General features: G+C 70.6%; 25 protein-coding genes. 17 read left to right on the forward strand and 8 right to left on the reverse strand.

Translation table 11 applies throughout. From position 1 onward, the window contains the following. The first annotated feature begins 102 nt into the window (after nt 1-102). Together AB0L89_RS20155 and AB0L89_RS20160 are read left to right on the forward strand one after the other, a co-directional pair. Nucleotides 103-1,266, forward strand: coding sequence for a hypothetical protein (locus AB0L89_RS20155; protein WP_365142708.1), 1,164 nt, complete (start codon nt 103-105; stop codon nt 1,264-1,266). Next, the gene (locus tag AB0L89_RS20160; protein ID WP_365142710.1) at nt 1,266-2,633 is read left to right on the forward strand and encodes a hypothetical protein; all 1,368 of its coding nucleotides are present in this window, start codon (nt 1,266-1,268) and stop codon (nt 2,631-2,633) included. The genes AB0L89_RS20155 and AB0L89_RS20160 overlap by 1 nt, the downstream gene beginning before the upstream one ends. Before the next feature lie 127 nt (nt 2,634-2,760). Here the strand turns inward: AB0L89_RS20160 and AB0L89_RS20165 are convergent, their stop codons facing one another. Then, nucleotides 2,761-3,588: an alpha/beta hydrolase gene (locus AB0L89_RS20165; protein ID WP_365142587.1), complete on the reverse strand. Its 828-nt coding sequence runs from the start codon at nt 3,586-3,588 to the stop codon at nt 2,761-2,763. A 263-nt stretch (nt 3,589-3,851) separates the two neighbouring features. On the opposite strand from AB0L89_RS20165, the gene AB0L89_RS20170 reads away from it, so the two are divergent. Further along, nucleotides 3,852-4,214, forward strand: a complete 363-nt coding sequence (locus AB0L89_RS20170; RefSeq protein WP_365142588.1) for a hypothetical protein — start codon at nt 3,852-3,854, stop codon at nt 4,212-4,214. A 95-nt stretch (nt 4,215-4,309) separates the two neighbouring features. On the opposite strand, the gene AB0L89_RS20175 is transcribed toward AB0L89_RS20170, so the two are convergent. Continuing rightward, on the reverse strand, nt 4,310-5,806 hold the full coding sequence (locus AB0L89_RS20175) for an oligopeptide:H+ symporter (RefSeq protein WP_365142590.1): 1,497 nt from the start codon (nt 5,804-5,806) through the stop codon (nt 4,310-4,312). Nucleotides 5,807-6,277: 471 nt separating this feature from the next. Here AB0L89_RS20175 and AB0L89_RS20180 point away from each other — a divergent pair, with 471 nt between their 5' ends. Then, a complete protein-coding gene (locus tag AB0L89_RS20180; protein WP_055567988.1) occupies nt 6,278-6,955 on the forward strand; it encodes a response regulator transcription factor in 678 nt (225 codons plus the stop codon). A gap of 119 nt (nt 6,956-7,074) precedes the next feature. Continuing rightward, a complete protein-coding gene (locus tag AB0L89_RS20185) occupies nt 7,075-8,343 on the forward strand; it encodes an ATP-binding protein (protein ID WP_365142592.1) in 1,269 nt (422 codons plus the stop codon). A 71-nt stretch (nt 8,344-8,414) separates the two neighbouring features. Here AB0L89_RS20185 and AB0L89_RS20190 read toward each other — a convergent pair whose 3' ends face one another. Beyond that, complete coding sequence (locus tag AB0L89_RS20190; protein ID WP_365142594.1) at nt 8,415-8,924, reverse strand: GtrA family protein; 510 nt, start codon at nt 8,922-8,924, stop codon at nt 8,415-8,417. A gap of 171 nt (nt 8,925-9,095) precedes the next feature. Here AB0L89_RS20190 and AB0L89_RS20195 point away from each other — a divergent pair, with 171 nt between their 5' ends. The 8 genes from AB0L89_RS20195 (at nt 9,096) to AB0L89_RS20230 (ending at nt 14,884) form a co-directional block, all read left to right on the forward strand. Further along, nucleotides 9,096-10,286 carry a 5-(carboxyamino)imidazole ribonucleotide synthase gene (locus tag AB0L89_RS20195; protein WP_365142596.1) on the forward strand — a complete coding sequence of 397 codons (1,191 nt, stop codon included), beginning with the start codon at nt 9,096-9,098 and terminating at the stop codon, nt 10,284-10,286. Beyond that, nucleotides 10,283-10,828, forward strand: coding sequence for a 5-(carboxyamino)imidazole ribonucleotide mutase (gene purE, locus AB0L89_RS20200; RefSeq protein ID WP_365142598.1), 546 nt, complete (start codon nt 10,283-10,285; stop codon nt 10,826-10,828). Before AB0L89_RS20195 ends, purE begins: the two co-directional genes overlap by 4 nt. A gap of 17 nt (nt 10,829-10,845) precedes the next feature. Further along, nucleotides 10,846-12,039 (forward strand): dipeptidase, encoded by a 1,194-nt coding sequence (locus tag AB0L89_RS20205; protein ID WP_365142600.1) that lies wholly within the window; start codon nt 10,846-10,848, stop codon nt 12,037-12,039. A 270-nt stretch (nt 12,040-12,309) separates the two neighbouring features. Then, the gene (locus tag AB0L89_RS20210; RefSeq protein WP_365142712.1) at nt 12,310-12,513 is read left to right on the forward strand and encodes a hypothetical protein; all 204 of its coding nucleotides are present in this window, start codon (nt 12,310-12,312) and stop codon (nt 12,511-12,513) included. Continuing rightward, nucleotides 12,494-13,030 (forward strand): DUF6879 family protein, encoded by a 537-nt coding sequence (locus AB0L89_RS20215; RefSeq protein ID WP_365142602.1) that lies wholly within the window; start codon nt 12,494-12,496, stop codon nt 13,028-13,030. Before AB0L89_RS20210 ends, AB0L89_RS20215 begins: the two co-directional genes overlap by 20 nt. Beyond that, entirely contained in the window at nt 13,014-13,871 is an 858-nt protein-coding gene (locus AB0L89_RS20220; RefSeq protein WP_365142714.1) for a helix-turn-helix transcriptional regulator, read from the forward strand. The genes AB0L89_RS20215 and AB0L89_RS20220 overlap by 17 nt, the downstream gene beginning before the upstream one ends. Before the next feature lie 169 nt (nt 13,872-14,040). Next, a complete protein-coding gene (locus AB0L89_RS20225) occupies nt 14,041-14,259 on the forward strand; it encodes a DUF397 domain-containing protein (RefSeq protein ID WP_365142604.1) in 219 nt (72 codons plus the stop codon). Between the two features lie 94 nt (nt 14,260-14,353). Next, nucleotides 14,354-14,884, forward strand: a complete 531-nt coding sequence (locus tag AB0L89_RS20230) for a hypothetical protein (protein WP_365142606.1) — start codon at nt 14,354-14,356, stop codon at nt 14,882-14,884. Nucleotides 14,885-15,229: 345 nt separating this feature from the next. Here the strand turns inward: AB0L89_RS20230 and AB0L89_RS20235 are convergent, their stop codons facing one another. Beyond that, nucleotides 15,230-16,387: an acyl-CoA dehydrogenase gene (locus AB0L89_RS20235; protein WP_365142608.1), complete on the reverse strand. Its 1,158-nt coding sequence runs from the start codon at nt 16,385-16,387 to the stop codon at nt 15,230-15,232. Between the two features lie 177 nt (nt 16,388-16,564). Here AB0L89_RS20235 and AB0L89_RS20240 point away from each other — a divergent pair, with 177 nt between their 5' ends. Continuing rightward, nucleotides 16,565-17,908, forward strand: coding sequence for a UDP-glucose/GDP-mannose dehydrogenase family protein (locus AB0L89_RS20240; protein ID WP_365142610.1), 1,344 nt, complete (start codon nt 16,565-16,567; stop codon nt 17,906-17,908). Nucleotides 17,909-17,958: 50 nt separating this feature from the next. Here AB0L89_RS20240 and AB0L89_RS20245 read toward each other — a convergent pair whose 3' ends face one another. After that, complete coding sequence (locus tag AB0L89_RS20245) at nt 17,959-18,483, reverse strand: CGNR zinc finger domain-containing protein (RefSeq protein ID WP_365142612.1); 525 nt, start codon at nt 18,481-18,483, stop codon at nt 17,959-17,961. A gap of 91 nt (nt 18,484-18,574) precedes the next feature. Here AB0L89_RS20245 and AB0L89_RS20250 point away from each other — a divergent pair, with 91 nt between their 5' ends. Together AB0L89_RS20250 and AB0L89_RS20255 are read left to right on the forward strand one after the other, a co-directional pair. Further along, nucleotides 18,575-18,937 (forward strand): VOC family protein, encoded by a 363-nt coding sequence (locus tag AB0L89_RS20250; protein ID WP_365142614.1) that lies wholly within the window; start codon nt 18,575-18,577, stop codon nt 18,935-18,937. Nucleotides 18,938-18,950: 13 nt separating this feature from the next. After that, nucleotides 18,951-19,367 carry a VOC family protein gene (locus AB0L89_RS20255; RefSeq protein ID WP_365142616.1) on the forward strand — a complete coding sequence of 139 codons (417 nt, stop codon included), beginning with the start codon at nt 18,951-18,953 and terminating at the stop codon, nt 19,365-19,367. Nucleotides 19,368-19,405: 38 nt separating this feature from the next. Here AB0L89_RS20255 and AB0L89_RS20260 read toward each other — a convergent pair whose 3' ends face one another. Both AB0L89_RS20260 and AB0L89_RS20265 read right to left on the reverse strand, forming a co-directional pair. Further along, nucleotides 19,406-20,560, reverse strand: a complete 1,155-nt coding sequence (locus tag AB0L89_RS20260; protein ID WP_365142618.1) for a dipeptidase — start codon at nt 20,558-20,560, stop codon at nt 19,406-19,408. A 168-nt stretch (nt 20,561-20,728) separates the two neighbouring features. Next, the gene (locus AB0L89_RS20265) at nt 20,729-22,090 is read right to left on the reverse strand and encodes an LCP family protein (protein ID WP_365142620.1); all 1,362 of its coding nucleotides are present in this window, start codon (nt 22,088-22,090) and stop codon (nt 20,729-20,731) included. 129 nt (nt 22,091-22,219) lie between these two features. Between AB0L89_RS20265 and AB0L89_RS20270 the strand changes: the two genes are divergently transcribed. After that, nucleotides 22,220-22,768: an acyl-CoA thioesterase gene (locus AB0L89_RS20270; RefSeq protein ID WP_365142622.1), complete on the forward strand. Its 549-nt coding sequence runs from the start codon at nt 22,220-22,222 to the stop codon at nt 22,766-22,768. 111 nt (nt 22,769-22,879) lie between these two features. Here AB0L89_RS20270 and AB0L89_RS20275 read toward each other — a convergent pair whose 3' ends face one another. Beyond that, nucleotides 22,880-24,250, reverse strand: a complete 1,371-nt coding sequence (locus AB0L89_RS20275; RefSeq protein ID WP_365142716.1) for an LCP family protein — start codon at nt 24,248-24,250, stop codon at nt 22,880-22,882. Nucleotides 24,251-24,292 lie beyond the last annotated feature (42 nt).

The raw sequence follows: 24,292 nt of genomic DNA on the forward strand, positions 1-24,292 counted from the left end.
CGGTCGGACGGGGCGCCGGGCGGGCGCGCCCGGAGGCGACGGCGCGGGACGGGCCGTCGTGCGGCGGGCCTGGCGGTGGCGGTGGCGGCGGTGCTCGGCGGGATGCTGCTGCCGCAGGGCGGCGCGGCGGCCGGGTCGTCCGTGGCGGTGGCGTCGTCCACGGCGGCCGGGTCGTCCGTGGCGGTGGCGTCGTCCGCGGCGTCCGTCGCCGCCGACAAGCCCACCGTCGCCCTCTCCAAGTCCCAGGCGGGCAAGGGAGGTTCCGTCACCGTCAAGGGGGCCGGCTGGCGCTCCAGGGCGCTGCTCATGCTGCTGGTCTGCGGCCAGGCCACCCCCGCCAAGGGCGTCGTCGGCGGGACCAACTCCTGTGCCAACTCCGAGGGGCTCGCCGTCACCACGGACGCCGACGGTGCCTTCAGCAAGAAGCTCCCCGTGGCCGAGCCGCCGAGGCCCTGCCCCTGCGTCGTCCACGTGGCCACCGTGACGGGCGAGAAGGCGCAGGTCGACACCGCGCTGAAGGTCGCGGGCCACCCCGTGAAGCCGCTGCCCGAGCAGGCCACGGGCGGCCGGCTCTCCGTCCTGACGGACACCCGCCTGGACGGCTCCAGCGGCCTTCTGACCTGGTTCGGCGCCCCGGCGCAGCGCACGCTCGTCCTCACCGTGGGCAACGTCGGCTCGGCCCCCGTCAAGAACCCCGTCTTCCAGGTCGGCACCTCCCACGGCGTGTTCGCCCCGCAGTGGGAGGAGCAGCAGTGGCGCGGCACCCTGGCTCCCGGCAAGAAGGCGCAGATCAAGCTGCCGGTGGAGCTCTCGGCGGGCGCGCACGGCGACTACCTGGTCTCGCTGAAGTTCGGCGGGAAGGTCCTCGCCGAGCAGCCGTGGGGCGTGGGCCGCCCCTGGGGCGTGACCCTCTTCTGGATCCTGCTCTGCGTCGTCGTCCCCGCGGCCGTCTTCCGCATCGGCATGGCGGTCGTCGACCGGCTGCGCCCGCACCGGCGCCGCGCCGCGCCCGCCGGGCGCCACCGCGGCGGCGGTCTGTCCGAGCTCGCGGGGAAGCTGCCCGGGCTGCGGCTCCCGCAGGGCGCGCTCGCGGCGGACGACAGGGCGCGGGCGCCCCGCACCCCCCGTACGAAACCCTCGGGCACCCCCGGCACGACGGAGTCGACCGCCTCCCTGCCGTGGTTCACGCCCGACACCGACCCCGGCGCTCCCACAGGCCGGCTCTCCGCACCGTCCGACAACAGTCCGACGAAGGGAAACACGTGATCACGCATCGACGGAGAGCCGGCGCGGCCTCGGTGGCGCTGCTGCTCGGCGGCGCGGGCATCCTGCTGACCGCGGGGCCCGCACAGGCCGCCGAGGTCGCGTACAAGACGGAGTGCATCCCCCCGGCGATCTCCGGCCTGCCGCCCGTGCAGGGCACCACCAAGGTGGAGATCAGCGCGCCCGCCACGGCGAAGGTGGGCGACGAGGTCGACGTCGTGTGGAAGACGACGCAGGCCGCGTCGAAGAACCCCGACGTCCTCGACCTGGCCGAGAACACCGTGCAGCCGACCGGCACCGTCAAGCTGGGCGGCGGCCAGAGCGGTGAGCTGAAGCTGACGGGCGAGCGCAAGAACCCGCCCATCAAGAAGAACAGCCCCATGATCCTCTCCGACATGAAGGGCAAGCTGAAGCTGACCGCCGCGGGCGAGGTGACGCTCACCCCGGACGCGTACAACATCAACGTCAACAAGCCGATCTCGACCGACACCAAGTGCACGCCGAAGGAGCAGGTGGCGGCGGGCGCGACGATCAAGGTGACGGCGGGCGGCGGCAGTTCGGGCGGGACCGGGGGCACGGGAGGCAGCTCGGGCGGTACCGGTGGCGCCTCGGGCGGCTCGAACGGCGGTACGTCCGGTGGCTCGACCGGCGGGTCCTCGGGCGGCTCGACCGGCGGGTCCTCGGGCGGCTCGACCGGCGGCGGTGACGGGCAGACCGACTTCCCCGGCAAGGAGGTCCAGACCCCCTACAAGTGCAAGACGCCCATCGGCGACAAGGAGGCCACCTCGCCCGTCCAGATCAACGCCAAGAAGGACGGCGGGAGTTACGGCCTCACCGTGCAGTTCAAGAAGGCCGTGATGGACAGCCCCGCCGACATCCCGGCGGACTCCGTGAAGCCGTCGATGGAGGTCGCGCTGGGCGGCGCGGACAAGGGCACCGTGCATGTCGAGGGCCCGACCAACAAGGAGCCCATCAAGTCCGGTGACCCGATGACGATCCCCGACCTGACCGGCACGTACAAGCCGGGCGCCGACGGGAAGTCGACGCTGTCGCCTGGCGTCCTGACGGTGAAGGCGCTCGGTACGACCACGACGTGCACGCCCGCCAAGAGCGAGGTCTCCCTGGAGATCGACACGAAGGCCCAGCCGGGCGGCGCGTCCGGCGGCTCCGGCTCGGCGGGCGGTTCGGCGGGCGGCTCCGCCTCGGGCGGCTCGGCGGCCGGCGGCTCCGCGTCCGGCGGCGGCCTCGCCGACACCGGTGCCGAGGACAACGGGGCGCTGCGGGCGCTCGGGCTGGTCGCCGGGACGGTGATCCTGCTCGGCGGGGCCGTCTTCACGTTCCTGCCGAAGCGGCGCCGCGGACTGCGTTAGGCGAGCCCCGTAAGGAGCGCGGGAACTGCGCGAGCGGCCGAGGACAAAGCCGCGCCCGCCGTCGAGCCGTCGCGGGCCGATCGCGCAGTTCCCCGCGCCCCTGGGGGGGCACGCCCCTCGGGGGCGCCTAGGCGTGCCGCAGCAGCCACTCCCGTACGTCCCGGGCCATCCCAGGGCGCCGCAGCAGCGGGCCCCCGTGCGCGGACCCCCGCACCGTCCGCACCGTCACGTCGTCCAGTCCCTCCCGGTGCTGCGCGACCGCGAGGTCGGCCGAGTGGACCGGCGGGACGAAGTCGTCCGCCGAGTGGACGAGGAACAGCGGGGCGTCGTCCGGGCCCGAGGCGTGGGAGAGGACGGCGAGGTCGTCCCACCGCTCCCGGCAGAGCCGCCCCGCGCGGTCCGGCGCACACCCGGCGAGCCGCTCGGCGGCCCGGCGCAGCTCCCGCCGCTCGGCGGAGGCCCCGGGCCGGGCGCCGTCCGTCCAGGCGCGGTGGGGCGACGCGACGGGCGAGAGCGCGACCACGCCCCGCACGCGCGTGCGCCCCGCCCCGTAGGCCCCCGCCTGGAGGGCCAGGTGCCCGCCCGCCGAGGAGCCGAGCACCAGCGGCCGCCGGCCGCTCTCCCGCCGGCTGATCCAGCGCAGCGCCGCGAGCACGTCGTCGCGCTGCGCGGGCCAGACCGCGTCCGAGGTGAGCCGGTAGTCGGTGTCGTACACGGTGAAGCCCCGGCCCGCGAACCACCGCGCCCAGCCGCTCCAGTCGGTGTCCTTGGACCAGTACCCGCCGTGCAGGATCACGAGCGGGATGCCCCCGTCGCCGTACACGGTGACGTTCTGCCGGGCATGGCCTCCGTACGCGAAGAACCGCCCGGGCGACGGCTCGGGCGCGGCCTCGACGGCCGCACCGGACGACAGCAACGCCCCGCACAGGGCCAGGATGAACAACGCACGACGCATGGCCAGATGGTCCACCGGCGGAGCTCTCGGCTACCGCAGAAACGCTCGGCTTCACCACTGAGGGTGGTGGAACGGCCCCTCTGTTCGCGTGACACGAGGCATGGCCATGAAAAGGAATCGGAGAGTCCCGTTCCTCAAATCTTGCTCAGGGATTCCCTCGGCGCATTGCCTGGAGTGGATCTTGTTCCATAGCGTCACCATGTACCGCGATGTCGCCCTGACCATGGCGAACGCGATCAAACGGGGTTTAAGGGGAAGTCCACATGAACGTGAAGAAGAAGCTGGCTTCGGGGGCGCTCGCGGCCGTCCTGATGACGGGGGGCCTCGGTCTCGCGACGGCGGCTCCGGCTGCGGCCGCAGGGGCCAAGTACAAGTGCAAGTCTTCGGTGACCCTCGACCTGGGCCGTCCGAAGGCCACGTCGTCCTGCAAGAAGTCCGCCTCGGGCAAGAAGATCAAGAAGCACCGGGTCAAGCTCGTCTGTGACGTCGTCAAGGGTGCGGGGATGGGGCAGGAGCACACCATCGCGATGACGCAGTACGGCTCCTGGAAGAAGCCCGGCCAGAAGTCCACCGTGATGTGCGGGTTCAGCAGCTTCACGCGCTCCTGGAAGGTCGAGACGAAGTAGTCGGGCCGAGACGCCCGCCCACTGAGGCAGCAAGAGCGAAGGGCCGCCGCTCCACGGAGCGACGGCCCTTTTCTCGGGTTCTCAGGAGGTGGGGGTCAGTTGACCGAGCCCATCAGTTCCTTGACCTTCTTGCGGGACGACCAGATGCCGAAGCCCGCGAGGACCGCGATGACCGCCTCGACGGCGACCGCGCCCGAATTGTTCAGGTCGACGCCGAGCTGCGGGGACGTGAGCAGGCCCGTGATCGAGTCGCCCGCGGTGACCGCGAGGAACCAGACACCCATCATCTGGGCGCTGTACTTCGCGGGCGCCATCTTCGTGGTCAGCGACAGGCCGACCGGGGAGAGGCAGAGCTCGCCGACCGTCTGGATGAAGTAGATCGAGACCAGCCACATCGGGCTGACCCGGCCGCCGTTGTTGGCGGTGTCGATCAGCGGGATGAGGAAGACGGCGAAGGAGATGCCGATCAGCGTGAGGCTGGAGGCGAACTTGACGGCCGTGCTCGGCTCCTTGCCCCGCTTGTTCAGCCACAGCCACGCCGAGGCGACCACGGGGGCCAGCGCCATGATGAAGATCGGGTTCAGCGACTGGTACCAGGAGGTCGGGAAGTCGAACCCGAGCAGGCTGTTCGTCGTCGAGGTCTTGCCGAAGATCGACAGGGTCGAGCCGTTCTGGTCGTAGATCATCCAGAAGACGGCGGCGACGACGAAGAACCAGACGTAACCGGAGAGCTTGGCCTGCTCCAGCTGCGTGAGCTCCTTGTCGCGCTTCATGCGGGCCAGGACGACGATCGGGATGATCAGGCCCGCGATGATGAGCGGCATCAGCGCCCAGTCGGCGAAGTTCCCGGTGACACCGAGCATCGTGTAGAGCGCGGCGGCGACGATCAGCCAGATCAGGCCGTTGCGCAGGGCGCGCGAGCGCTGCTCGGGGGTGGCGGGCTCGGAGACGACGCTGCTCTGCGCGCTCAGGTGGCGCGAGCCGATGACGAACTGGAGGAGACCCAGCGCCATGCCGACCGCGGCGAGCGCGAAGCCGAAGTGCCAGTTGACGTTCTCGCCGACCGTGCCGATGGACAGCGGGGCGAGGAAGGCACCGAGGTTGATGCCGATGTAGAAGAGCGTGAAGCCACCGTCACGGCGCGGGTCCTCCGGGCCGTCGTAGAGGTGGCCGACCATCACGGAGATGTTCGCCTTCAGGAGGCCGGAGCCGAGTGCGACGAGCGCGAGACCGGCGAAGAAGGACGCCGAGCTCGGCAGCGCGAGCGTGATGTGGCCGAGGATCACCACGGCGGCACCGATGATGACCGTCTTGCGGGGTCCCCAGAAACGGTCGGCCATCCAGCCGCCGGGCATGGCGAGCAGGTAGACCATCGACATGTAGACGGAGTAGATCGCCGTCGCCGTGGTGGCACTCATGTGCATGCCGCCGGGGGCGATCAGGTACAGCGGGAGCAGGGCCTTCATGCCGTAGAAGCTGTAGCGCTCCCACATCTCGGTCATGAAGAGAGTGGCCAGTCCGCGGGGGTGGCCGAAGAAGGTCTTCTCGGAGCCAGGGGTACTGGCGGAGTCCTTCGTCAGGCTGGACGCCATGGGTCGATCCTCGTGGGTTCGGGACGCGCGGCAGGAGCGTGAGCGCGCCCGGTGGGGGGCGGTCGGCACCGTTGTCGTACGTCCAGACCCCACGCCCAGGGGCGGTTCACCTCCGCGGGAGGAGGTGTCGGACGGCGACTCCGGGATCCACACCCTGGGCGCTTCCTCGCGCGCAGGGCCCGACCACAGGTCATTCCTTTCAAGGCTGGCCGAGGCCAGCCCGCACATAAAAGAGACCTAAGGCGCGCACAGCGGGCCATAGGTCCTTGAGTAGTGCATCAGGCGTTGGGTCACCATACGACACGTCAGGGATGCATATGGAAGGACTTGAGAGATGGATCACAGGTGTCGCTGCAACCAACGGCACACAATCAAAGGTGTTTCACAGAATCGCTTCCCACAGCCGCAGGCCCTGACCTCCACTGTGCGATCACCGCACGCCTGTTGTCCACCGCGGACTACCATCACCCCATGACCCGTGTACTGCTCGCCGAGGACGACGCGTCCATCTCGGAGCCGCTGGCCCGCGCCCTGCGCAGGGAGGGTTACGAGGTCGAAGTGCGTGAGGACGGCCCGACCGCTCTCGACGCCGGACTGCAGGGCGGCGTCGATCTGGTCGTACTGGACCTGGGGCTGCCCGGGATGGACGGCCTGGAGGTGGCCCGGCGACTGCGGGCCGACGGGCTCACGGTGCCGATCCTCATCCTGACCGCGCGCGCCGACGAGGTGGACACCGTCGTCGGCCTGGACGCCGGCGCCGACGACTACGTGACCAAGCCGTTCCGCCTCGCCGAGCTGCTCGCCCGCGTGCGGGCCCTGCTCCGGCGCGGGGCCACCGAGCCCAAGGAGGCGCCCGCCACGCACGGCGTGCGGATCGACGTCGAGTCGCACCGTGCGTGGATGGGCGACGAGGAACTCCAGCTCACCGCCAAGGAGTTCGACCTCCTGCGGGTCCTGGTGCGCGACGCGGGCCGCGTCGTCACCCGCGACCAGCTGATGCGGGAGGTCTGGGACACGACGTGGTGGTCGTCCACCAAGACGCTCGACATGCACATCTCCTGGCTCCGCAAGAAGCTGGGCGACGACGCGGCGAACCCGCGGTACATCGCGACGGTCCGGGGCGTCGGTTTCCGCTTCGAGAAGAGCTGACGGCACGCCCTACGGAGGGCCGAGCCCCGTCAGGGGCGCGGGGAACCGCGTGATCAGCCCGCCCGCGCCCCTTCGGGCCGCCCTGACGGGGCCCGCCTCATTCGCGGCACACTGAACCTATGCGCCGCCGATTGATCAACAGCACCCTCGCCGTCGTCCTCGTGGTGATCGCCGTCTTCGGGGTGAGCCTCGTCATCGTCGAGACGAGGACCATCAGCAGCAGCGCCCAGGAACGCGTCGACTCCGAGGCCCTGCGCCTCGCCAGCATCGTGGACAGCCGGCTCATCAGCGACGAGCGGATCACCGGCGACGTCCTGAGCGACCAGGTCGCCGGCGACCGGTACGCCCGCATCGACATCCCGGGCCGCGCCCCCATCGAGATCGGTGACCGCCCCGCCGGCGACGTCATCAGCGCCACCCGCCCCGGCGAGCAGGGCGAGATGGTCACCGTCGAGGAGCCGAAGGCCGCCGTCACCCGCGAGGTCGGCCGCACCCTCCTGATCATCGCCGCCGTGGCCCTGCTCGCCATCGTCGCCGCCGTGCTCCTCGCCGTACGCCAGGCCAACCGTCTGGCGTCGCCGCTCACCGACCTCGCCGAGACCGCGGAGCGCCTCGGCTCCGGCGACCCCCGGCCCCGGCACAAGCGGTACGGCGTGCCGGAGCTGGACCGCGTCGCCGACGTCCTGGACTCCTCGGCCGAGCGCATCGGACGCATGCTGACCGCCGAGCGGCGCCTGGCCGCCGACGCCTCGCACCAGCTGCGCACGCCGCTGACCGCGCTGTCCATGCGCCTGGAGGAGATCACCGTCACCGACGAGCTGGACACGGTGAAGGAGGAGGCGACGATCGCGCTGGCCCAGGTCGAGCGGCTCACCGACGTCGTGGAGCGCCTGCTGACCAACTCCCGCGACCCGCGCACCGGCTCCGCGGTCTCCTTCGACCTGGACGAGGTCATCAAGCAGCAGCTGGAGGAGTGGCGCCCCGCCTACCGCAGCGTGGGCCGCGCGATCGTCAGCTCGGGCAAGCGGCACCTGGAGGCGGTGGGCACGCCGGGCGCGGTGGCGCAGGTCCTCGCGGCGCTGATCGAGAACTCCCTGATGCACGGGGGCGGCACGGTCGCGCTGCGGACCCGCGTGACCGGCAACCAGGCGGTCATCGAGGTCACGGACGAGGGGCCCGGCGTCCCGCCCGACCTGGGGGCGCGGATCTTCGAGCGGACGATCAGCGGCCGCAATTCGACGGGAATCGGCCTCGCGGTGGCCCGGGATCTGGCCGAGGCGGACGGCGGGCGTCTGGAGATGCTCCAGACGAAGCCGCCCGTCTTCGGCCTCTTCCTGTCGCGCACGCCCCCGTCGCGGACCGCGGAGGACACGCAGACCGTCCGGTGAGGGACGAAGGGCCGCAGGGCCGAGGGGCCAAGAGGCCAAGCGGAGCGGCCGGGCGGACGGGGACGGCGGGCTCAGCTCGCGCGGCGCGCCACGGGCCGTTCGTCCGAGTCCTCCAGGAACGATTCGGCATGGGCGACGGCCTCGCGGGCGGGCAGCGCCTTGAACACCCAGGTGCGGTAGGACCAGAAGCGGAAGAGCGTCGCGATGCCCATGCCGAGGAACTTGAAGAAGTTCGCCTCCAGCCTGCCGTCCCAGCCGAACCAGTACGTCGCCGCGTAGAGCACGCCGTTCTCGATGACCAGGCCGACCGCGCTGAACAGCAGGAAGAGCGTGAGCTCCTTGGTGCGGCCGCTCTTGTCGCGGTCACGGTAGGTGAAGTACCGGAACCCCACGTAGTTGAAGACGATGGCGACGACCGTGGCGATCACGCTCGCGCGCACCACGTGCAGGTCCGTGACGTGCCGCACGAGGTTGAAGACACCGAAGTTGACCAGCGTTCCGACCGCTCCCACGGCACCGAACTTGGCAACTTCGCGTGCCAGCTGGTCCAGCCGCACCCGCAGTGCGCCCCGCTCCGTCATGGTGGTCGCCCCAGCCCCCGTCGATTCGTACCGGTCGTTCGCCGGTCGTGTACGTGCCGACGGATTGGTGTTTCGGTCGTGTCGACCCCGCCATGCTAACCAGCGGGCATCTCTCGCGCGCGGGGGCGCCCGGACACTGTGGCGGCGCTGTGACAGGAGCGGCGGGCAGCCGTGGGATCCGGCCGTTCCCGGGTGGCCGATACCGGCCGATACCCTGGGGGTGTGACGTTCCCGGTAGTCGGCATGGTCGGCGGCGGTCAGCTCGCCCGCATGACCCACGAGGCGGGCATCCCCCTCGGCCTCAAGTTCAAGCTCCTCAGTGACACCCCACAGGATTCCGCGGCGCAGGTCGTCGGCGATGTCGTCATCGGCGACTATCGCGACCTCGACACGCTGCGCGAGTTCGCGCGGGGCTGCGACGTGATCACCTTCGATCACGAACACGTACCCACCGAGCACCTCAGGGCCCTGGAGGCGGACGGCATTCCCGTGCGCCCGGGGCCCGACGCGTTGGTGCACGCCCAGGACAAGGGTGTGATGCGCGAGAAGCTCATGTCGATCGGGGTGCCGTGTCCGCGCCACCGGATCGTGGAGGACCCGGCCGACGTGGCCGCCTTCGCGGCCGAGGGCGACGGATTCCCGGTGATCCTGAAGACGGTGCGTGGTGGATACGACGGAAAGGGGGTGTGGTTCGTACGTTCCGTCGAGGACGCCGAAGACCCCTTCCGGGCCGGTGTCCCGGTGCTCGCGGAGGAGAAGGTCGACTTCGCGCGCGAACTGGCGGCGAACGTCGTCCGCTCGCCGCACGGCCAGGCCGTCGCCTATCCCGTCGTCGAGTCCCAGCAGGTCGACGGCGTCTGCGACACGGTGATCGCCCCGGCGCCCGGTCTGGACGAGGCCCTGGCGGGCGAGGCGCAGGAGCTGGCGCTGCGCGTGGCCAAGGAACTCGGCGTCGTCGGCCACCTCGCGGTCGAGCTCTTCGAGACCCGTGACGGCCGCATCCTGGTCAACGAACTCGCGATGCGCCCGCACAACTCGGGCCACTGGACGCAGGACGGCGCGATCACCTCGCAGTTCGCCAACCACGTCCGCGCCGTGCTCGACCTGCCGCTGGGCGACCCGCGCCCGCGCGCACCGTGGACGGTCATGGCGAACGTCCTCGGCGGGGACTACCCCGACATGTACGCCGCGTACCTGCACTGCATGGCCCGCGACCCCCAGCTCAAGATCCACATGTACGGCAAGGACGTGAAGCCCGGCCGCAAGGTCGGTCACGTGAACACCTACGGCGACGATCTGGACGACGTGCTCGAGCGCGCCCGTCACGCAGCCGGCTACCTCAGAGGAACGATCACCGAATGAGTACGTCCCCCGTGTCCCCGGTCGTCGGCATCGTCATGGGCTCCGACTCGGACTGGCCCGTCATGGAGGCCGCTGCGAAGGCCCTCGACGAGTTCGAGATCCCCTTCGAGGTCGACGTCGTCTCCGCGCACCGCATGCCGCACGAGATGATCGCGTACGGCGAGCGGGCGGCCGACCGAGGCCTCAAGGCGATCATCGCGGGCGCGGGCGGCGCGGCCCACCTGCCCGGCATGCTGGCGTCGGTGACCCCGCTGCCGGTGATCGGCGTGCCCGTCCCGCTGAAGTACCTCGACGGCATGGACAGCCTGCTCTCCATCGTGCAGATGCCGGCCGGCGTCCCGGTGGCGACGGTCTCGGTCGGCGGCGCGCGCAACGCGGGCCTGCTCGCCGCCCGCATCCTGGCGGCGCACGACCCCGAACTCCTCTCCCGCATGCGGGACTTCCAGCAGGAGCTGAACGACCAGGCGACGGAGAAGGGCAAGCGCCTGCGCGCCAAGGTCGAGGGGGCAGGTTCCGGATTCGGTTTCGGTTCGGGGAAGTGACCGGCACAGTGACGGGTATGACGCATCCCGAGAAGCTGGAAGAAGCACGTGCGCTGCTCGCCGGGTTCCCCGTGGTCGACGGCCACAACGACCTGCCGTGGGCGCTGCGCGAGAAGGCCGGTTACGACATCGACCGCCTCGACATCGCCGCCGACCAGACGGGCCGCCTGCACACCGACATCGCCCGCCTGCGCGCGGGCGGCGTCGGCGCCCAGTTCTGGTCGGTGTACGTCCGTACGGACCTGTCCGGCGACGCGGCGGTCAGCGCGACCCTCGAACAGATCGACTGCGTCGATCAGTTGCTGACGCGCTACCCGGCCGAACTCGGCCGGGCGCTGACGGCGGCGGACATGGAGAAGGTCCGGGGCGAGGGCCGCGTCGCGTCCCTGATGGGGGCCGAGGGCGGCCACTCCATCAACAACTCCCTGGCCACGCTGCGGGCGTTCCACACGCTCGGCGTCCGCTACATGACGCTCACGCACAACGACAACATCGCGTGGGCGGACTCGGCGACCGACGAGCCGGGCGTCGGCGGTCTGTCGCCGTTCGGCCACGAGGTCGTGCGCGAGATGAACCGCGTCGGCATGCTCGTGGACCTCTCCCACGTGGCGGCGACGACGATGCGGGCGGCCCTGGACACCTCCACGGCGCCGGTGATCTTCTCGCACTCGTCCTCGCGCGCGGTCTGCGACCACCCGCGCAACATCCCGGACGACGTCCTGGAGCGGCTGCCGGGCAACGGCGGTGTGGCGATGGCGACGTTCGTGCCGAAGTTCGTCCTCCAGGCGGCGGTCGACTGGACCCTGGCCGCGGACGAGAACATGCGCGCCAACGGCTTCCACCACCTGGACACGACGCCGGAGGCCATGAAGGTCCACGAGGCCTTCGAGGAGCGCAACCCCCGCCCGATCGCGACGACCGCCACGGTCGCCGACCACCTCGACCACATGCGCGAGGTGGCGGGCATCGACCACATCGGCATCGGCGGCGACTACGACGGAACGGCGTTCACCCCGGACGGCCTGGACGACGTGTCGGGCTACCCCAACCTGATCGCGGAACTCCTGACCCGCGGCTGGTCGAAGCCCGACCTGGCCAAACTGACGTGGCAGAACGCGGTACGGGTCCTGGGCGCGGCGGAGGACGTGGCACGGGACGTGCAGTCACGCAGGGGCCCGTCGGTGGCGACGCTGGAGCAGCTGGACAAGTAGCCGCTGCGGTGCCCACGGCGCCGGGCAACTGAACGGAAAGGTTCGGCCCCGGCGCCGTGGGAGGGTCCTGACCTCGGCCATTGCCGGTCATGCGCGGCCCCGGAACAGGGCTGCTTTCGCCCCTGGTCAGTGGCCATACGGTCGTGACTCACGCCGACCAAGTTATGCGAGTACGTGACTGAAGCGCGGGCCTACCTTGTGTCGTGGGAATGCCGTCCATAGCTTGCTGACCACACAGGACCGGAGGGGGTCTCAGTGGACGGACTACGCATGATCGCGGGCGGACCGTGCCGGAGCGATGACGACGACAAGTGCGGCAACGGCGACTGCCCGACTGTGTACGAGACGGCAGATCCCGCGGTGTTAGCGATCCAGGGATACGACGTGGACCGGCAGGCGCCCGAGGGGGAGTCGGTCGTCCTGATCCCCGAGGAGATCCTGAAGGAGGCCGCACGTGCCCGTGGATGGCTCTAGCCCGATCCTCCTGGACGGGGAGGAGTGGCAGTCGTACTTCCGGGACTTCAAGCGCTCCGCGTTCCGCTTGGAGGTCCACCAGACCTACACCATGCCCGCCGAGGCGGAGACGGTCCGTGCCTTCCTCGCCGGGGAGCCGATGCCGGAGGACTTCAACGCATCGTGGCATGACCTGATCCGGGATCACGCCGTGGCCGGGCGCAGGATGACGCGGGCCAAGATTGTCCGGCAGCCGCTGACCGACTACAGCCGCTATCTGTTCGAGTGGTGCATCCCCGGCAATGTCGCGGCCGGAGAGAACTACCAGATCGTTGATTTGACCGACGGACCGAACCCGGAACTCCCGGAACAGGACTTCTGGCTGTTCGACGAAACCACGGTGGTCCATCTGAACTACCGGGCCGACGGGACACAGATCAACCGCGAACTGATCCAGGATCCCGGCATCAGCAAGTATCTCGCGTGGCGGGACCTGGCACTTGAAAGCGCAGTTCCATTCCGTGCCTATCGAACCTGAGACACAGGCGCAGGAGCGTAGGGATTTGGCGGGGGCTCCGCGGAGCCTCCGCCGCGCTTCTGGGTTGAGCGGTGAACGCCTGGCCGTTCGCTGCAACATGAGCCAGACGAAGATCAGTCGAATCGAGACCGGTCGGGCTTTGCCCACTGTCATGGACGTTGAGCGCATCCTGAAGGCCCTTGCAGTGCCTGGCGAAGTGGCTGAAGAAATTCTGCGGCTGGCGCGCAGAGCGAACGTCGACTACGCCTCCTGGCGGGCTTATGCCCGCGTGGGCCTGTACCAGAAACAGGCCGAGTTGAAGGCCCTGGAGTCCTCCTCGCAGGTCATGAGACATTTTCTGCCTGCCGTCCCTACTGGCCTCTTGCACGTACGGGACTACGCGACGGCCACCCTCTCGCCCACCGTCGAGAGCGATCCCGCCCGGGACGTGACCAGGGCGGTAGATGCCCGCATGGAGCGCCAGAAGGTATTGGACGACGCCTCTCGCTCGTTCTTCTTCTTGATGACCGAGCAGGCCGTCAGGTGGCGCCGAGCGACCTCAGAAGTCATGGCCGCGCAGTGCGCACATTTGGCGAAGGTGAACGAGAAGCCGAACGTGCACCTGGGGGTCATTCCCCAGTCTGTCGAGGTTCCGGGAACCCCCATGAATATCTTTGTCGTCTACGACGACCGGCTCGTCACGGTCGAACTCTTCTCCGGGGAGGTCGTGTTGCGAGACCCCCGAGACATATCCCAGCACCTCAGTCTGTTCGATCTTTTCTGGTCGCATGCCATCACGGGCGACGCAGTTACAGCGTTCCTCGCCGAAGCCGCCCAGGGATTTATGCGTCAACGTAACTAGCGCTTCCGTCACCGCGCTTGAGTCCCGATGATGGATTCATGGCGAGTAACGAGAAATCACGGGAGCGGGGTTGGATACTGCCTGACATTCAGGCACCCCATCACTTCCGCCCGGCACGGGCGGGGGACAGTCCTGCCCTGGGACTGTCGTCTACTCAGGAAGGCATGCGATGACCGACCTGTACGAACTCCCCATCTCCGAGGCCGCCGTGTTCAACAAGGTGTGCGGTGGCCCCTGCACCGAGGGGTGCGTCACTCTCACCGAGATCGGTGAGGGCGCATGGGCGCTGGGCGATAGCAAGAGGCCCGACATGACTCCCCTGCGCTTCACCACCGAGGAACTGGACGCGGCCGGCATCGACCCGGCTCGCTTCACCGTCTCCGCCTGACGGTCACTCCATCTCCGACCGGTCCCCACCTCCCTTCCGGCAGGCGGGGGCCGGTCGGATCCACTCCCTTGCACACCCCGGAGGGAAAACGGCAGTGCACCACCATGGATTTCTGTGGACCGGTTCCCGAACGCGGCTCGGCCAGGAAGGACACCGGCGGCCCCCGCATCCCAACCCGCCTCCCCCGCCGACGGGCGAAGACGATACGGACGGGCACAAGCTCAATCAGCGCTACCGGGAAGCCGCAGCCGAGTTCCGCTCGGGCGACCTGCCCCCGATGGAAACCGCCTTCTGGCTCATGAAGCCCCCGGCCTTGATCCAAGAAACCTGGGGCGAGCCGAAGGAAGCTGCCGAATGGCTCGGGGAACGGCTCACCGAGTACGCACCCCGGTTCATGTCCGACGCCGACCGCGACAGCACCCGCCTGGCGATACTGGTCAACTCCGCCGCCGAACGACTCGGTTGGGGCGGGGACGTGTCGCACGGCTTCTACCTTGAACGGCCCTCGTTCCTCTCCCTGGCCCTGGTGTGCTGCTCTCCTAACCACGCAGCCCCGGAGCTGGGCTGCCCGCTTCAGCAGGTCTGTTCCGATGACGGTTCGGCGGCCGGCCGTGGCTGCGCGTGAAGGGGACTGTCACCGCGCAGCGTGAACACGGTGGCCGATCGGCCGGTCTTCTCGCGGGGCCGAACAGCGTGGCCGGGCGGCCATCGCCTCGATGCTGAGGCCCGGCGCGGACGATCCCACCGAAGGCCGGACGGAAGTCGCCTGACAGAGCCCATGGGAACGGCCCCCGGCAGAGCGCCGGGGGCCGTTGCGCATATGCAGGTGAGGGCCGGTTTCCCGCCCGGCGTCAGCTCAGGATTTCCCCAGCATGACGCCCATGACCGGCCCGAAACGGCCCCGAACGGACCGGAAGCCCATCACAGCCCGCGAGTCATCGGAAATGTCCACTGACCTGCGAAAACCCAGTTACGGCAGGTTCCGCGCCATCACAATGCGCTGGACCTGGTTCGTGCCCTCGTAGATCTGCGTGATCTTCGCGTCCCGCATCATCCGCTCGACGGGATAGTCACGGGTGTACCCGTACCCGCCGAGGAGCTGCACCGCGTCCGTGGTGACCTCCATCGCGACGTCCGAGGCGAAGCACTTGGCGGCCGCCCCCTGGAAGGTGAGGTCGCTGTCGCCGCGCTCGGACTTGGCCGCGGCGGCGTACGTCAGCTGGCGGGCGGCCTCGATCTTCATGGCCATGTCCGCCAGCATGAACTGCACGCCCTGGAAGTCGGCGATCGGCTTGCCGAACTGCTTGCGCTCCTTGACGTACCCCTTGGCGTAGTCGAGGGCGCCCTGCGCGATGCCGAGGGCCTGCGCCGCGATCGTGATGCGGGTGTGGTCCAGGGTCTTCATCGCGGTCGCGAAGCCCGTGCCCTCCTCGCCGATCATGCGGTCGGCGGGGATGCGGACGTTGTCGAGGTAGACCTCGCGGGTGGGGGAGCCCTTGATGCCGAGCTTCTTCTCCGGGGCGCCGAAGGAGACGCCCTCGTCGCCCTTCTCGACGACGAAGGCGCTGATGCCCTTGGAGCGCTTCTCCGGGTCGGTGACGGCCATCACCGTGTAGTACTCGGAGACGCCGGCGTTGGTGATCCAGCGCTTGACGCCGTTGAGCACCCAGAAGTCGCCGTCGCGCACGGCCTTGGTCTTCATGCCCGCCGCGTCCGAACCGGCGTCCGGCTCGGAGAGGCAGTACGAGAACATGCCCTCGCCCTTGGCCAGCGGCGTCATGTACTTCTTCTTCAGCTCCTCGGAGCCGGAGAGGATGACGGGCAGCGAGCCGAGCTTGTTCACGGCCGGGATCAGCGAGGAGCTGGCGCAGACGCGGGCCACTTCCTCGATGACGATGACGGTCGCGAGGGCGTCGGCGCCCGCGCCGCCGTAGCTCTCCGGGACGTGCACGGCGTGCAGGTCGTTGGCGACCAGCGCGTCATGGGCCTCCTGCGGGAAGCGGGCCTCCTCGTCCACCGCGGCGGCGAACGGCGAGATCTTCGCCTCGGCCAGCGAGCGGATCGCGTCGCGGAGCATGTCGTGCTCTTCGGACGGGCGGTACAGGTCGAAATCAGCCGATCCGGCCAAGGTGTCTCACGCTCCCATGACGCTAACTACCGTTAAGTAACCCAAATTTTAGTGGTCGCTCCCTCACGAGGGATACGTGAGCTTGGCGACAGCGGGAATCGTGCCCGGTGAGCGGCCCCGGCACGCCCGACTATGCTCGGGCAGCGCATCACAGACCTCCCATCCCTGGAGCACCGCATGGCCCTCAAGATCACCGTGATCGGCACCGGCTATCTCGGCGCCACGCACGCCGCGGCCATGGCCGAGCTGGGCTTCGAGGTGCTCGGCCTGGACGTCGTCCCCGAGAAGGTGGAGATGCTCCAGCGGGGCGAGGTCCCGATGTACGAGCCCGGCCTGGAGGAGCTGCTGCGCAAGCACGTCGCGGGCATCGAGGGCTCCAGCGGACGGCTGCGCTTCACGATGGACCCGGCCGAGGTCGCCGCGTTCGGCGACATCCACTTCGTCTGCGTGAACACCCCGCAGAAGCACGGCGAGTACGCCTGCGACATGTCGTACGTCGACAGCGCGGTCGAGTCGCTGGCACCGCACCTCACCGGGCCGTGCCTGGTGGTCGGCAAGTCCACCGTGCCGGTCGGCAGCGCGGACCGGCTCGCCGCGCGCCTCCTGGAGCTCGCCCCGGCGGGCGAGGAGGCCGAGCTGGCCTGGAACCCGGAGTTCCTGCGCGAGGGTCTCGCCGTGCAGGACACGCTGCACCCCGACCGGATCGTGGTCGGCGTGCGCAGCGAGCGCGCGGAGAAGCTGCTGCGCGAGGTGTACGCGACGCCGATCGGGGAGGGCTCGCCCTTCGTGGTGACGGACTTCCCGACCGCGGAGCTGGTGAAGACCTCGGCGAACTCCTTCCTCGCCACGAAGATCTCCTTCATCAACGCCATGGCGGAGGTGTGCGAGGCGGCGGGCGGCGACGTCGTGAAGCTGGCGGAGGCGCTCGGCCACGACGACCGCATCGGCAAGAAGTTCCTGCGGGCCGGCATCGGCTTCGGCGGCGGCTGCCTGCCCAAGGACATCCGCGCGTTCATGGCGCGGGCGGGCGAGCTGGGCGCGGACCAGGCGCTGACGTTCCTGCGCGAGATCGACTCCATCAACATGCGGCGGCGCGGCCAGATGGTCGAGATGGCGCGCGAGGCGCTGGGCGGCGGGTCCTTCCTGGGCAAGCGGGTCGCGGTGCTCGGCGCCACGTTCAAGCCCGACTCGGACGACGTCCGCGACTCCCCGGCGTTGAACGTCGCCGGGCAGATCCACCTCCAGGGCGGCCAGGTCACGGTGTACGACCCCAAGGGCATGGCCAACGCCCGTCGGCTCTTCCCCACCCTCGGCTACGCGGAGACCGCGCTGGACGCGGTCCGGGGCGCGGATGTCGTCCTCCACCTCACGGAGTGGCGCGAGTTCCGTGAGCTCGACCCGGCGGAGCTGGCCTCGGTGGCCGAGTCGCCGGTCGTCCTGGACGGCCGCAATGCCCTGGACCCGGCGGTCTGGCGGGCGGCCGGCTGGACGTACCGGGCGATGGGCAGGCCCGCGGCCTAGCCGCCGCGCCGCGGGCCGTCCCCGGCTGGTCGCGCGGTTCCCCGCGCCCCCTACGGGGCGCCTCCGGGTGCCGCCCGCCGGGCCCGGTACGCCCGCATCTTCGCCCGCGCCCCGCACACCCCCATGTCGCACCACCGGCTGCGGCACGCCGGGCTGCGGTCGTAGTACGCCCAGTGGCAGTCCGGCGCCTCGCACGCCTTGAGGCGCGTCCAGGTGCCCGCGGCGACGCCCTCCGCGATCGCCGCCGCCACCCGCGCGGTCAGCGAGTCCGGCTCGGCCGGGCGCAGGGCCGCCGAGCCGTCGGCGCAGTCCACCGTCACCAGCAGCGGTGCCTCCGCGAGGAGCCGGTTCAGATCGCGCACCGGCCCGTGCGGCGGGTGCCCCGCGTGCGCCAGGCACGCCGCCCGCAGCGACTCCCGCAGTTCGCGCGCCGCCGCCGCCTCGCCCGGCGCGATGCCGAACGCGCTCAGCCCGTCCGCCGTGTCCAGGGCGTCGGCGCCCGACTCCAGGTCCAGCGTGTTCATCAGCTTCTGGACCAGCGCGAGCCCACCCGGTGCGGGCGCCCTGTCATTCATGGTTGCGACGTTACCCCTTCTGCGGGAGCATGGAGTAACCGTTACCGCTTGAAGCCGTCAGATGGTAATCACCTGATCGCCTGGAGGAACCATGCCTCTCGCCAAGCTCGACGTCGTCGCCCTGGACTGCCGCGACCCCTTCGCCCTCGCCGGGTTCTACGCCGCGCTGGTCGGCGGCACCCCCGACCGCAGCGAGGAGGAATGGGTGCTCCTCGAAGGCCACGGGGGCACCACCCTCGCGTTCCAGCTGGCCCCCGGCCACGTACCGCCGAAGTGGCCCTCCGACGACGGCTCGCAACAGCTCCACCTGGACTTCACGGTGGACGACATCGACGCCGCGGAGCGGGAGATCCTTGCGCTCGGCGCCACGGTCCTCGACGCGGGCACCCCCGGCCGCACCTGGCGTGTGTACGCGGATCCGGCGGGGCACCCGTTCTGTCTCTGCGGAAACTGAGGAGGAGTACGACATGACGGACGCCCGAGACCCCGCCGTCCCCACCGCCCCCGTCGCCCGCCTGCGCACCGTGGTCCTCGACTGCCCCCGCCCGCGCGAACTCGCCGAGTTCTACGCCCGGATCATCGGCGGCACCATCGAGGACGACGGCGACTGGGTCGACCTCGTGGCCGAGGGGCGCGTCAAGGTGTCGTTCCAGCGGGTGGCGGGCCTGCGCCCGCCCGAGTGGCCCCGCTCCGACGTCAACGCCCAGCAGATCCACCTGGACCTGGACGCGGGAAGCACCGACGAGGAGGTCGACGCCGCCCAGGAGAAGGTGCTCGCCCTCGGTGCGCGCCCCCTCGACCTGGACGACGACGGGGGCAAACGCGACTTCCGCGTGTACGCCGACCCCGCGGGGCATCCCTTCTGCCTCTGCAAGATCCCCTGACCGGGGCGGGCTCCCTGACCGGGGCCCGCCCTCCCCGGTCAGCCGTCCAGCCCCTCCCTCGTCGCCGTCGACGCGGCCCTCCGCTCCCGTGCCGCCCGCGCGGTGAAGTCGGCGCCGCGCAGGGCGCGTTGGACGTTGCCCCAGGTGAGCAGCGCCAACTCGGCCTCGGACCAGTCGCGTTCGAGCAGCTCGGCGATCAGCCGGTGGTAGCAGGACGTGTCGGCGAGGCCCTCCGGATGCGGTTCCTCGGTGTCGTACGCACCCGAGAGGCCGACGCACTCCGGACCGGCTACCTGGCGCACCCGGTCGAGGTGGTCCGCCACGTCGCCCACCGCGGGTCCCGTGCGCCCGGCGGCGAGCGGCACCAGACACAGCCCCTTGGCGGCGCCCACCTCGGCGAGCAGCTCGTCCGTGAGGTTCGCCGGATGGTCGCGCAGGGCGCGCGCCCCGGAACGGGTGAAGATCACCGGGGCCTTGGAGACACCGAGCACGCGGCGCACCGTCGCCTCGGACGCCCCGGACAGGTCCGCGAGGACCCCGAGCCGGTTCATCTCCCGCACGACCTCCTCACCGAACGCCGTGAGCCCGTCCGGGCCCGCCCACGACGTGCCCGAGAGGGTCACCGCGCACAGGCCCAGGCTGTGCAGCGCCCGCAGCGTGCCCAGCGAGTCGCCGAGCGCGGCACCGAGGGCCGGACCGATGAGGGTGGCGACGCGGCCGCAGTTGCGCGCGTCGGTGGCGTCCGAGGCGGTGCGGGCGAGCCGCAGGCCCTCCGGATGGGCGTCGACGACGTGCTTCACGAGGTCGATCTGTTCGAGGGTGGCCCCGACGGCCCGGTCGGCGCTCACCGCCTCGGGCACGTGCACGGACCAGAACTGCGCCCCGACCTGACCCTCGCGCAGCCGCGGGATGTCGCTCTCCAGGCCGCTGTCGCCGGTCTCGAAGTCGTGCCAGTGCAGCTCGCGCAGCGTCCACGGCAGGCCGCTGTAGCCGTCGGCGACGGGGTGCGCGGCGAGCAGGGAGCGGGCCCGTGCCGCCGGTGCCGCGGCGGGCGCGGCGTCGGGTGGTGAGTCGGGGTCGTCGGCGGATGGTCCTTCGGGGGCGTCGGCGGACGGTGGATCGGGCGGAGCGGGGGGCTGGTCGCGCTCCCCGGCCTCGGCGGTGGTGTTGAGTTCCTCCAGCAGGTCTGCCATGGCAGTGCTCCGGACGTCGGCGGGTGGCAGTTCGGACCACCGTGACACGGGGCGGCCGCGGCTTCGCGGCGGGCGCAGCGTTCGGGGTATGCGCACGGCGTGTCGGGACGCGGGAGGGCCCCGCCGACCGGAGTCGGCGGGGCCCTCCCCGTACGGACGAAGCGCGCCTCAGTTGCCCGAGACCGTCACCTTCTCGTCGTTGTTCAGCTCCTTGACCAGCTGCTTGACCTTGGCCTTGTCCCAGAGCAGATTGCCGCCCGTGGAGCCCGCGATCGGCATGTTCATGGACTTGCCGTCGCCGCCGGTGACGCCCTTCATCGCCCAGAACATGGACGCCACGTCGGTGATCCCCATGTCCTTGTCAACGATCAGCGTGTCCAGGCCCGCGCCCATCGTCGGGTAGAGCTTGAAGGGGTTCAGGACCGTGCCCGGCGTCGCCGCCTGGTTGGCGAGGGCCGCGAGGAACTTCTGCTGGTTCTTCGTGCGGTCCAGGTCGCTGCCCGGCAGGGCGTAGCGCGTACGGACGAAGGCGAGGGCCTGCTCGCCGTTGAGCGTCTGCTTGCCGGCCTCGAAGTCGGCGCCGGACTTCTTGTCCTTGAAGCCCTTGGGGATGTCCAGCTCGACGCCGCCGACCGCGTCCACGATCTTGGCGAAGCCGCCGAAGCCGATCTCGGCGTAGTGGTCGATCTTCAGGCCGGTGTTGTACTCGACGGTGCGCACCAGCAGCTCGGGGCCGTCCTCCGCGTACGCCGCGTTGAGCTTCGTCTGGCGGCCCGTGTTCGGGTAGAGCTTGCCGGACTCGGCGCCCTTGAAGGAGGGGATCGTGACGTTCGAGTCGCGGGGGAGCGAGATCATCGTGTTCCCGCCGTCGTCCGCGACGTGCAGGATCATCATCGAGTCCGTGCGCTTGCCCTCGGCCGAGCCCGTGTGGAGCTTCTTCTTCTCCTCGGCGGACATGCCCTCGCGGCTGTCGGAGCCCACGATCAGGTAGTTCGTGCCGGCGCCGCCCTCGGGCCGCTCGATGACCTTGGAGAGGTCGACCTCGCGCTTGAGCTTGGAGTCGGCCCAGAAGTACGTGGCGACGGACGTCACGACGAGCACGCTGACCAGGGTGATCGCGCCCCACTTGATGCGCTTGCGCCAGTTCGGCGCGGGGCGCGGGGTGCCCTGCGGCCGGCCGCCGCCCTGGCCGCCGTTGCCGCCGCCCTGGGGCTGGCCGTAGACCTGGCCGGTGTTGTAGCCGCTGTCGTAGCCCTGGCTCCGGTTCTGCCCGTAGGGGTCCTGGCGCGGGGTCCGCGGCTCGAAGACCTCGTCACGGGCGTCGCCGTACGGCTGGCCGTTGCCGTACCGGTCGTCGCCGTAGCCGTCGTCGTGTCCCTGCTGGGGAGGCACCCCGCCGGGCGGGCCGGCCGGACGGGAGGCCTGGCCGCGCTGGATGTGCCGCATCACACGGGCGCCTTCGGGCTGGGCGTTCCCGCTGCCGCGGCCGTGTCCCCGGCCGCCGGCCTGATCGTCTGGCCAATCGCTCATGTGGCCCAGTGTGACCTGCCGGGCGGTGAGGCTTACAGGGCGGTCGGGATTTCGGGCCAGGGCTGTTGCAGAGCTGATGCAAAGCGGCCCGGGAGGGCTTGGACATACGTCCGGCTTAGGGTGGAGGGCATGACAGATCAGGCCCCCAGTCCGGATTCGGAAATTCCGGGCAAGCCGACCTCGGCGTCCCGCACCACGCTCAGCCACATCATGACCCACAACGACACCAACCTCCTCGGGACGGTGCACGGTGGCGTGATCATGAAGCTGGTCGACGACGCGGCCGGCGCCGTCGCCGGACGCCACTCGGGCGGCCCCGCCGTCACCGCGTCCATGGACGAGATGGCCTTCCTCGAACCGGTCCGCGTGGGCGACCTCGTCCATGTGAAGGCCCAGGTCAACTGGACCGGACGCAGCTCCATGGAGGTCGGCGTCCGGGTCCTCGCCGAGCGCTGGAACGAGTCGAAGCCCGCGCAGCAGGTGGGCTCCGCCTACCTCGTCTTCGCCGCGGTCGACGCCGACGGCAAGCCCCGCACGGTCCCCCCGGTCCTCCCGGAGACCGACCGCGACCGCCGCCGCCACCAGGAGGCGCAGATCCGCCGCACCCACCGCCTGGCCCGCCGCCGCGCCATCAAGGAACTGCGGGAGTCACGGGCTGCGGAGGGGTACGACGACTGAGGCGGCGCAGGGGGTACGACGACTGAGGCGGCGCAGGGCTCCGACGACCGAGGCGGCCGGGGCGGCCACCGCTCCCGCCGAGGCCGCCTCGCCCGCTACGGACTCCACCCGCTACGGACACACCACCTGGTCCCCCGTGACCGCGCCGAACTCGCCCTGGTAGGCGTCCTCCGCGTGGACCGGACGCACGGACCTGTAGTCCGTTCCCGCGATCACCTTCAGCGTCGCCCCCTGGCCCTTGACCTTCCGCATCTCGCACCCCGGCAGCGCCGTGGCCAGGGCCTTCGCCGAGCGGTCCCAGCGCGGGTCGTAGGCGACGACCGTCCGCGCGGCCGGCTTCTCCTTCGCGCCCGGCACGTTCCCCGGCGCCCGCGTCGTGCGGAAGCCCGTCGCCCGCAGCGCCGAGTCGACGCGCTTGCCGAGGCCCGGCGCCCCCGTGCCGTTGTCCACCTGGACGCGGATCTGCTGGGGCGAGACGCCGACGAGGGCCGCCCTCGCCCTGGCCCGGTGCGGGGCCAGCGGCCGGTCCTCGCGCAGCGCCTCGAACAGCTTCTTGGACTTGGTCCTGTGCCACTTCAGCATCGAGCCGATGCCGGGCACGCTCTTGCCCTTCGCGCTCAGCGGCACGGTCGTGAACTCCGACGACGACGGCGAGAAGCCCCGCATCGCCCGCCCCAGGTCCAGCATCTCGCCCGTCCCGAAGCCCTTGTCCGCGCGCACCGAGCCGAGCAGCGTCCGCGTCACGTCGCGGAACTTGACCGGATTCAACAACACTCCGCTGCCGGTCGTCTTCGCGATGAGCGCCGCGAGGAAGCGCTGCTGGCGCTGCATCCGGCCCAGGTCGGAGGCCCCGTCGACGTACCGCGAGCGCACGTACTGCAGCGCCTCGCCGCCGTTCAGCTCGTGCGTGCCGACCGACAGGTCGAGCCCGGTGTGCGAGTCCTTCAGGGGGCGCGCCGTGCAGATCTCCACGCCGCCGAGCACGTCCACGGTCTTCATGAAGCTGGTGAAGTCGACCTCCAGATAGTGGTCGATCTTGACCTTCGTCATGTGCTCGACGGTCCGTACGGTCAGGTTCGGCCCGCCCTCCGCGTACGCCGCGTTGATCTTGTTGGCGTGCTCGTGGTGCTTCTTGCCGGTGGTCTGGTCGGTGTGCGGGGGCAGCTCGGCGTAGCTGTCCCGGGGCAGGCTCACGACGCTCGCGCGGTCCCGGTCCTGCGAGATGTGCACGATCATGATCGTGTCCGTGCAGTGGCAGGGCGCGCCCCCGAGGCGGTACTTCTCCTTCTCCTCGGGGCTGATCTTGTCCCGGCCGTCGGTGCCGACCAGCAGCACGTTCATGCCGTTGCCCGACGCGGGCCTGTTCTTCATGTCCTTGAAGGCGTCGACGCGCTTGATCCCGGTGTCGAGGCTGGTGACGACCCCGTGCCCGATGCCGGCCGCGGCCAGGACCGTCACGGAGAAGGTGGTCGCCACCCGCATGGCCCAGCGGGGCCGCTTCCCCCGCCCGGCGGGCCTGCGCGC

It is taken from the genome of Streptomyces sp. NPDC052114 (assembly GCF_040680155.1).
Lineage (GTDB): Bacteria > Actinomycetota > Actinomycetes > Streptomycetales > Streptomycetaceae > Streptomyces.

Excerpts from the sequence above, each read along its gene's own strand:
- AB0L89_RS20155 (WP_365142708.1), top strand. The coding sequence starts at position 103 with ATGCTGCTGCCGCAGGGCGGCGCGGCGGCCGGGTCGTCCGTGGCGGTG.
- AB0L89_RS20165 (WP_365142587.1), bottom strand. The coding sequence starts at position 3,588 with ATGCGTCGTGCGTTGTTCATCCTGGCCCTGTGCGGGGCGTTGCTGTCG.
- AB0L89_RS20170 (WP_365142588.1), top strand. The coding sequence starts at position 3,852 with ATGAACGTGAAGAAGAAGCTGGCTTCGGGGGCGCTCGCGGCCGTCCTG.
- AB0L89_RS20175 (WP_365142590.1), bottom strand. The coding sequence starts at position 5,806 with ATGGCGTCCAGCCTGACGAAGGACTCCGCCAGTACCCCTGGCTCCGAG.
- AB0L89_RS20180 (WP_055567988.1), top strand. The coding sequence starts at position 6,278 with ATGACCCGTGTACTGCTCGCCGAGGACGACGCGTCCATCTCGGAGCCG.
- AB0L89_RS20185 (WP_365142592.1), top strand. The coding sequence starts at position 7,075 with ATGCGCCGCCGATTGATCAACAGCACCCTCGCCGTCGTCCTCGTGGTG.
- AB0L89_RS20190 (WP_365142594.1), bottom strand. The coding sequence starts at position 8,924 with ATGACGGAGCGGGGCGCACTGCGGGTGCGGCTGGACCAGCTGGCACGC.
- purE (WP_365142598.1), top strand. The coding sequence starts at position 10,283 with ATGAGTACGTCCCCCGTGTCCCCGGTCGTCGGCATCGTCATGGGCTCC.
- AB0L89_RS20205 (WP_365142600.1), top strand. The coding sequence starts at position 10,846 with ATGACGCATCCCGAGAAGCTGGAAGAAGCACGTGCGCTGCTCGCCGGG.
- AB0L89_RS20210 (WP_365142712.1), top strand. The coding sequence starts at position 12,310 with ATGATCGCGGGCGGACCGTGCCGGAGCGATGACGACGACAAGTGCGGC.
- AB0L89_RS20225 (WP_365142604.1), top strand. The coding sequence starts at position 14,041 with ATGACCGACCTGTACGAACTCCCCATCTCCGAGGCCGCCGTGTTCAAC.
- AB0L89_RS20240 (WP_365142610.1), top strand. The coding sequence starts at position 16,565 with ATGGCCCTCAAGATCACCGTGATCGGCACCGGCTATCTCGGCGCCACG.
- AB0L89_RS20245 (WP_365142612.1), bottom strand. The coding sequence starts at position 18,483 with ATGAATGACAGGGCGCCCGCACCGGGTGGGCTCGCGCTGGTCCAGAAG.
- AB0L89_RS20250 (WP_365142614.1), top strand. The coding sequence starts at position 18,575 with ATGCCTCTCGCCAAGCTCGACGTCGTCGCCCTGGACTGCCGCGACCCC.
- AB0L89_RS20255 (WP_365142616.1), top strand. The coding sequence starts at position 18,951 with ATGACGGACGCCCGAGACCCCGCCGTCCCCACCGCCCCCGTCGCCCGC.
- AB0L89_RS20260 (WP_365142618.1), bottom strand. The coding sequence starts at position 20,560 with ATGGCAGACCTGCTGGAGGAACTCAACACCACCGCCGAGGCCGGGGAG.
- AB0L89_RS20265 (WP_365142620.1), bottom strand. The coding sequence starts at position 22,090 with ATGAGCGATTGGCCAGACGATCAGGCCGGCGGCCGGGGACACGGCCGC.
- AB0L89_RS20270 (WP_365142622.1), top strand. The coding sequence starts at position 22,220 with ATGACAGATCAGGCCCCCAGTCCGGATTCGGAAATTCCGGGCAAGCCG.
- AB0L89_RS20275 (WP_365142716.1), bottom strand. The coding sequence starts at position 24,250 with ATGCGGGTGGCGACCACCTTCTCCGTGACGGTCCTGGCCGCGGCCGGC.